The sequence below is a fragment of the Dolichospermum sp. UHCC 0259 genome (assembly GCF_009711935.1).
Lineage (GTDB): Bacteria > Cyanobacteriota > Cyanobacteriia > Cyanobacteriales > Nostocaceae > Dolichospermum.
Genome location: NZ_VIKX01000256.1, coordinates 1 through 6,906, shown reverse-complemented (window position 1 = coordinate 6,906; position 6,906 = coordinate 1). Strand labels below are relative to the sequence as shown.

5 protein-coding genes are annotated in these 6,906 nt (G+C 39.6%); all 5 read left to right on the top strand.

All coding sequences use genetic code 11. The annotated features are described in order from the left end of the window. A partial coding sequence (locus FJR05_RS21375; protein ID WP_168642427.1) for a transposase occupies positions 1-124 on the top strand: 124 nt, incomplete at its 5' end. A gap of 71 nt (positions 125-195) precedes the next feature. Continuing rightward, the gene (locus tag FJR05_RS21370) at positions 196-2,403 is read left to right on the top strand and encodes a hypothetical protein (protein WP_168645971.1); all 2,208 of its coding nucleotides are present in this window, start codon (positions 196-198) and stop codon (positions 2,401-2,403) included. Between the two features lie 278 nt (positions 2,404-2,681). Next, a complete protein-coding gene (locus tag FJR05_RS21365) occupies positions 2,682-3,305 on the top strand; it encodes a hypothetical protein (protein WP_168645970.1) in 624 nt (207 codons plus the stop codon). Between the two features lie 221 nt (positions 3,306-3,526). Continuing rightward, complete coding sequence (locus FJR05_RS28065; RefSeq protein ID WP_371416926.1) at positions 3,527-5,260, top strand: hypothetical protein; 1,734 nt, start codon at positions 3,527-3,529, stop codon at positions 5,258-5,260. Continuing rightward, positions 5,202-6,773 carry a hypothetical protein gene (locus FJR05_RS28060; protein ID WP_371416925.1) on the top strand — a complete coding sequence of 524 codons (1,572 nt, stop codon included), beginning with the start codon at positions 5,202-5,204 and terminating at the stop codon, positions 6,771-6,773. The genes FJR05_RS28065 and FJR05_RS28060 overlap by 59 nt, the downstream gene beginning before the upstream one ends. Positions 6,774-6,906: the final 133 nt, after the last annotated feature.

The window sequence follows — 6,906 nt, the reverse complement described above, 5'->3', positions numbered from 1 at the left end:
TACTGTAGAAGGAATTAATAATAAACTCAAATTAATCAAAAGACTTGGATATGGATTTCGTAACTTTAGTAATTTTAGATTACGTAGTTTATTAAACTGGCACTTTAGTATTAATTCTCCATAAAAGGGACGCAAGAGCCCTTATCCAAAGCTCTGTTAGCTTAACTGCTAAGGCAATCAAGCTTTGAGTACATCATGGCTACCAAAACACTGACCAAACCGAAACGCAAACAAAGCTCTCAAACTCGCTCCTGGGAAAACCTGACAGACCGCCGTAAACTCCGCCATATTGAAAACACACTCGATAAAGCCATTTCTGAGTCAATTCAGAACGATTCTATCCAGTCCCATCAAGACTTTAAAGACTCTGTAGAAAATTACAGCCAGGAATCAGGTAAAGCCCCCATAACCGTAGAACTTTGCGTAGGAGGTGACGATGATGACGAAATTAGAGGCTATCGCTTCTACCTTACCAGTGACCCTGGACACAGAACCAGTGGTAAATACCTGATTAAAAATCTCGAAGGAATAACCAACAAAGACGAAAACTATTTTACTCCTTCCAACATTGCCGAAATTTGCGGTTTTGCAGAAACAGAACTTGATGATTTAGATGATGAATTAGAAGATGACCTACTCGATTTAGAAGAGGAAAGCGAAGAAATAGATGAAATTGACGACGAATTAGACGACCTGTTAAACGACGATTTCAACAATGAACTAGATGACCCAGACGACTTAGATGAAGAAGACGAATTACCTGTTAGTCGTGTTAGTGTAACCCCAAGTAAAACTCAAGCCAAAACTGTAACTAAACCCCAAAGTAAGTCCCAACCTAAAACATCAACTAAAACTCAAGATAAAACCCCAACCAATAAAACTGCTGCCAAAAAATCCAAATCCCAAGAACCACTAGACGAAGCTTCCCGTTTAAGTGCCACAGCAGCCACCAACGGACGAGAAGTAAACGGCGTAAATTTGGGAGGATTAGCAGGACAATTGGCAACTTTAGGAATTGCTGTCGGACAAGGAGTTTTAGAACAACTCGCAGCCGAAGCTGATGAAAAGCGGCTAGAACGAATTCTTAAACAACTACAAAAACAGAATGACCGAGTTGATAACCTCACCAGTCGCTTACAGGAAATAAAGCCTGACTCATCGGAATTTCAAGATTCTTCAAATTCTCAAGATTCTTCAAATTCTCAAGATTCTTCAAATTCTCAAGATTCTTCAAATTCTCAAGATTCTTCAAATTCTCAAGATTCTTCAAATTCTCAAGATTCTTCAAATTCTCGAACTTCTCCAAATTCTCAAACTTCTTCAAATTCTCAAACTTCTCAAAATTATCAAGTTGTATCTGAAGCATCCACAGCAGATAATCCAGTGGCTGTAGCTACTATGAAAATCGGCTCTAAAGTAGACAAATTGGGTTCTCAATTAGACCCTAATAATCAGTCCCAACCTTTTGAGTTAGATCAAGATGCCAGCATTACCGAACAACTCCAGCAAATTGAAGATTACTTGCAAGTTATATCCAAGCGACTTGACCGTTTAGAAAAGGTAGTTAGTCGCCTTGAAAAACAAATGGCATCACAACAAAACAGTTCTGTAATTGCATCAGAAACAGCCGCTGAAACTATCCAATCTAACTCTAATAACCAACCAGAAAATGACGTTTTAGGATATCTAGCAAAACGCCAAGATAAGCAACAACAAATTGCTTGTGCTGAGGCTTTAGTTGGATTTGCTAATGTCGCCAGTGAGTTATTGGACCAATCACCTGAAGATGGTATTACCATTTCCAGTAACAAAACTTTAACAGTCAAACAACAAGGAGTAAAACAACAGGGTAAACAAACAGCACAAACAGGGATATCTGCGGACTTAGCTATTGCTTTAGAAAATAACCAAGGGGAAACACTTTTTGCGGGTACTTGCACTCAGGGACAGTGGACAATTACACAAGATAATCTTACCGCTGAGGAAAAAACTGGCATTTGTAAACTACCACAGTCAAAAGAAGAATATGCCCTCAAAGCTACCACCCAAGAATTGATTCAAGAGTTTCAAACACAACTACCTCACAAATTTAATGGTGATGATGAACCCACCTTTACCTGGGCAGAAAAAGGTAAACCTAAGTACGACTTTGAAATAGTGAAATTGTCTAATGGCACACAAATACTTCAAGGATTTAACCCCAATCGTCACAATGAACAAGTGCTTGATGCTGCTTTAGTACCAGGAGAACCCCCGGAGATTAGACAATGCAGTATCCCCTTGAGAGAAATGGAAGCATTGTTAGATAATCAGCCATCAACTCCTTCTCAACAGGCTGATAAAAATACCGCTAAACAACAGAAAAAGCAAACTAAACCCAGCAAATCAGAAATGCAAGTTTAAGCCGTGAAGAATCTAATAGCAGCAATAGCAAATATTCACCAACTATCAATTTCAGGACAATTGCACATTCTTCATTTCATTAGTTCTAATTCTTTGTATTTCAATTTCTTTCTATTTCAGTTTCTTTGTATTTCAGTCTTGAAAGCTGTAAACCTTCACGGGTATAGCTGCAATTAGTTAAGCATCATAAAACAATTGAATGCTTAGATTTTACAAAGAAGATAAATCAGAACAGCAAAATTCAGTTTAATCAGTTGAATTATACCGAGAGAAGCAAGATGAATAGCCTAAAATCTCCCAATTCTCAGTTTAAACTACTACCATCTGCCAAAGTTTCCACTAACTTGAAAAACCTGAAAATCAACCGCACCGACTTCATTTTTATTTTCCTATCTTTGGCAATTGGCATTTATTTATTGGCGACAAAACCCATATTTGTCACTATTTTGGGATGTGCCAGCATAGTTTTCTTGAGTATGGGGTACGTGATTCGGACAGTACCAATTTTAGAAAAGTATTTAGGCAGAAGAATTCGCTTTTGGCATATTGTGTCCGTGATTATCACTATTACTGCTTTACTTGATACCTTTAACACTCCAGCTCAAGCTATTTTTTTGAATGGTTTGGAAAACTTCTTTGTTACTTTAGCCCAACAGAGTTCACAAGCAGGAGGTGGTGCTACCACATTGGATGCCAACGTTGTTGGTTTAACATTTAACTTGATTCGAGGAGCATTTTTGTTACTAGTTGCAGCCGCTTCTTTATTTGCTTATAACCAAGCCCAGCAAGGTAACGACTGGCGACCAATTGTGACTCAAGTTGGTTTGGCTTTTGCCATTGTTATTGCCGTAGATGTCATCACTTTTATCTTTATTGGTAATGGCACAACAATAGGTGGCTAACATAAAATAGCCAATTAAAGAAGATACAAGGCAGCATATTTTGCTCTATCAAATCCTACATTAGCACCAATTAAATAGGATTTATCTAGCTGCCTTTTTTGATAACTCAAATCAAGTTCCATACCTTCGCTAAACCTATCGAATCGAATCCTATTGATATCATCATGATTTATTGGGTTTAGACCTATGTTTCTGTTAAGTTAAAATCAAGACCATGATTTATGGAAAACAATCCGCAAACCGAATTTATCAAAGTTAACCGGATTTTAGGTAAACAAGCCAGCATCGGACCAATACCAGCCGAGCAACTTGTTCCTTGGATTGCCATCATCATAGTATCTTACATCATTACCAATGGGTTACTCAGTTTAGGAATGGGTTGGTTTTTCGCCACATCATTCTGGCTAATTGTCAGTTGGTGGATTTTAACCGGCAACCAACCCCATCAATTCCTAGATAGATGGCGTAAACCACCCGGAAACGAATGGTATAACTGCAACAATATTTACATTTCCCCATTACCAGAAAACCGTCCCGCTTGGGTACGTCGTCGCTACAGTGACTCACAAATCAACATCAGATTTAAACCCCTAATTGTACCAAATCAATATGGAGGTAAAAGTAGATTTATGCCCTTCCAAAATGAAGTTAATATCTGCTGTATTGCAGAAATTAAAAAAGATGACCGACAAATTGCCGCCCTATTATTAGAACAAGGACAATCGCAATATCAACTAGTATTTGGTTTTCAGATTGCTGGACTGCACAACATCTTACACGAAAGTGAAGTTAGTGAATTTGCTCATGCCATTGAAGAAGGGATGAAAGATTTACCAATTGGAGAACGCATCACTTTTTGTACAGGCTGCTATAGTGATGATACCCAACGCCAAACCCAACTTAATGCTTTGGCAAATGATTGTCACCTCAAACCCATTTCTGTTCTGATTCGCAACGAACAACTGCGAATAGAAGAATTGAAAAACGCAGGTACACGCCAACAGTGGCAGCAAATAGCCTTTTGTACCTGGACAAGTGATCAACAAGGTAGTTCCCAGCAAAAGGATTTTGTCGGTAGTGTGATTGAAAAATTCCGTAATCTTGGCACTTGGGTAGTAGAATCAATTACAGGCAATAAACGCATATATCAAGAAACATTCTTCAAAAAGCTCTTACTGCAAGGCTTTCAACAGGGATTTATTCAATGGGAGGTGTTACTAAATACGAAAATTGGCTTAGAAGTCACACCTTGTAGTGCAGGTGATTTATGGCAATGGTTGTGGAATAGATTTAACGAAGGTGCTGCACCTCCCATTCCCCAAGTTATCACCCTAGAAGAAACTGAAACGGGACTACAACTCACAGAAACTGTAACCACAGACAAACATATCTGTACCCTACTAATTGAAGGTACACAAGGGCGCTCTGCAAGTCCTGAACATCGCGGAGATCATGACCGAGTTTATCTCATAGGCAAGGGTAAAGTCTGCGGTGTGATGACAATGACAGACCCGCCATTGGGTTGGACAAATACCCAAGAACAACTCAAATGGGTGTGGAAAATACTGTCTTCCAGCTATGTCCATGATACAGAAGCATGGGTAGAAATCAGTCGTGGTAATGACTTTTTGATTCAAGACAACTTAGCCCGTCAAGCAAAGCAATCTAAAGTCGCCCGCACCGTAGCAATTACTAAAGGGCAGGGACGTGATATTGGTGCAGAAATCAAACAAGAAGAATCATTTGAAGCACAACGGCGGTTGTACGAAGGTACAAAAGCCTTACATTGTGCGCCAGTCTTTCTAGTATATCGTCATAGTGCCGAGGAATTAACTCATGCTTGCAATCTACTGGCTAACAGTTTTGAAACCGCCAAGGTACTTAGAGAACGGAATATTGCTTGGGAAATATGGTTACAAACTTTACCTATCACCTTGCAAACGCTTATTACATGACGGTAATTTGAGTGAGCGCCGATTAACACTTGATACCCAGACAATTGCTGGATTGATGCCTCTGACGATTCCTAAAGATATTGACCAGCAAGGTGTAGAGTTTTTAACTAGCCGTGGTGGTAAACCCATTTACGTAGATTTGTTTCATCAACAAATTGGACGGGCTTTAATTACAGGTACTTCTGGCTCAGGCAAGAGTGTTTTAGGGTGGCGATTTGCGGAAGAAGCCTTAGTTAACAATATTCCTGTAGTTGGGATGGATATTTCCGCAGGTGGTAACAGCACTTTTAAAACAGCGATTGAACTACTGGGTGAACAAGGTGCATATTATGACATTTCTAGTGGTAGTAGTAATCTGCTAGAACCGCCGGACTTACGTAGGTTTGACAAGCCAGAACGGGAACGACGGATGGAATCTTGGAAGGACTTTATTCGTAAGGCTTTGGTAGCTATTTCTATGGGTAAAGTCGAAAATCCCCACTTAGCCCAAAGAGTAGATGCAATGCTAGTCAAAGCTTTGGATGTGTTTCTCAAAGACGCAGATATGATTGCTCGTTATAACCGCGCTTTTGAGATGGGTTGGTTGTCAGCAGAATGGCAGGAAATCCCCACATTGCCAGATTTTGTCAAGTTTTGCACCAGAGAACGCCTAAATTTGAGGTCTTTTGAGGAGATTGACCGCCAAGCACTGAACCAAATCCAAAATCAGGTGAGTGCATTACTGGCATCGAGGTTAGGGAAAGCGATCGCCCGTCCCAGTACATTTTCCCCTGAACCTGCAATTAAATTCTTTGCCCTGAGTGGATTAACTAACGAACAGGATGCTTATTTGATGGCGATTAATGCCCATACTGCTTGCATTCGTAATGCTTTATCCCATCCCAAAAGTTTGTTTATTGGTGATGAGCTTTCAGTGCTTTTACGTAAAGATGGTTTTGCTCAAGTGATAGGTGAAACTTGTGCTACAGGACGCAAGGAAGGTATTGCAGTTTTACTGCTATCTCAAGACCCAGACACCATCTGTGATTGTGCAACCGGTTCTCAAATCATGCAAAACATGACTTACCGAATCACTGGACGCATTACCAGTACAGGAGTTACTTCTTTTCAGCGTTATCTGGGTTATCCTGCCCAGATCATTAGCCAGAATGCAACTGAGGCATTTTTACCCCGGATTAGTGACCTTTATTCTTGTTGGCTTGTAGAAACAGGGGGTAGATTTTGGCGTAGTCGTTTTTACCCTGGAGAAATGATGTTGGCCAGTGTTGCTAATAACCAAAATGAGCGAGAAGCAAGATCACGGGTAATGGCACAGTATCCACCAACAACGAAAGGCAGACTATTAGGACTCAAAGCCTTTGCAGATGCGTATATCTTAGCTTTGAAGGAAAACAAAGGTTTTCAACATATTGGACAGGATGTATCTAATGTATCTACTGTGCAACCTACTCCATTACCTTCTCAACTAAATGTTGGTGAACAAGCTGTAAATAGACCTTTAATCGCCAGCTAAAAAAGTAGTTTTCTTTCCTGAAAAAAGATTCTGAAGTAAAACTTCTATTCACATAATTGACACTGAAATTTACCAATAGGAAGTTTAATTATGAAACTCAAATTTATCTCAATTCAATTCATTAGTTTGCTGT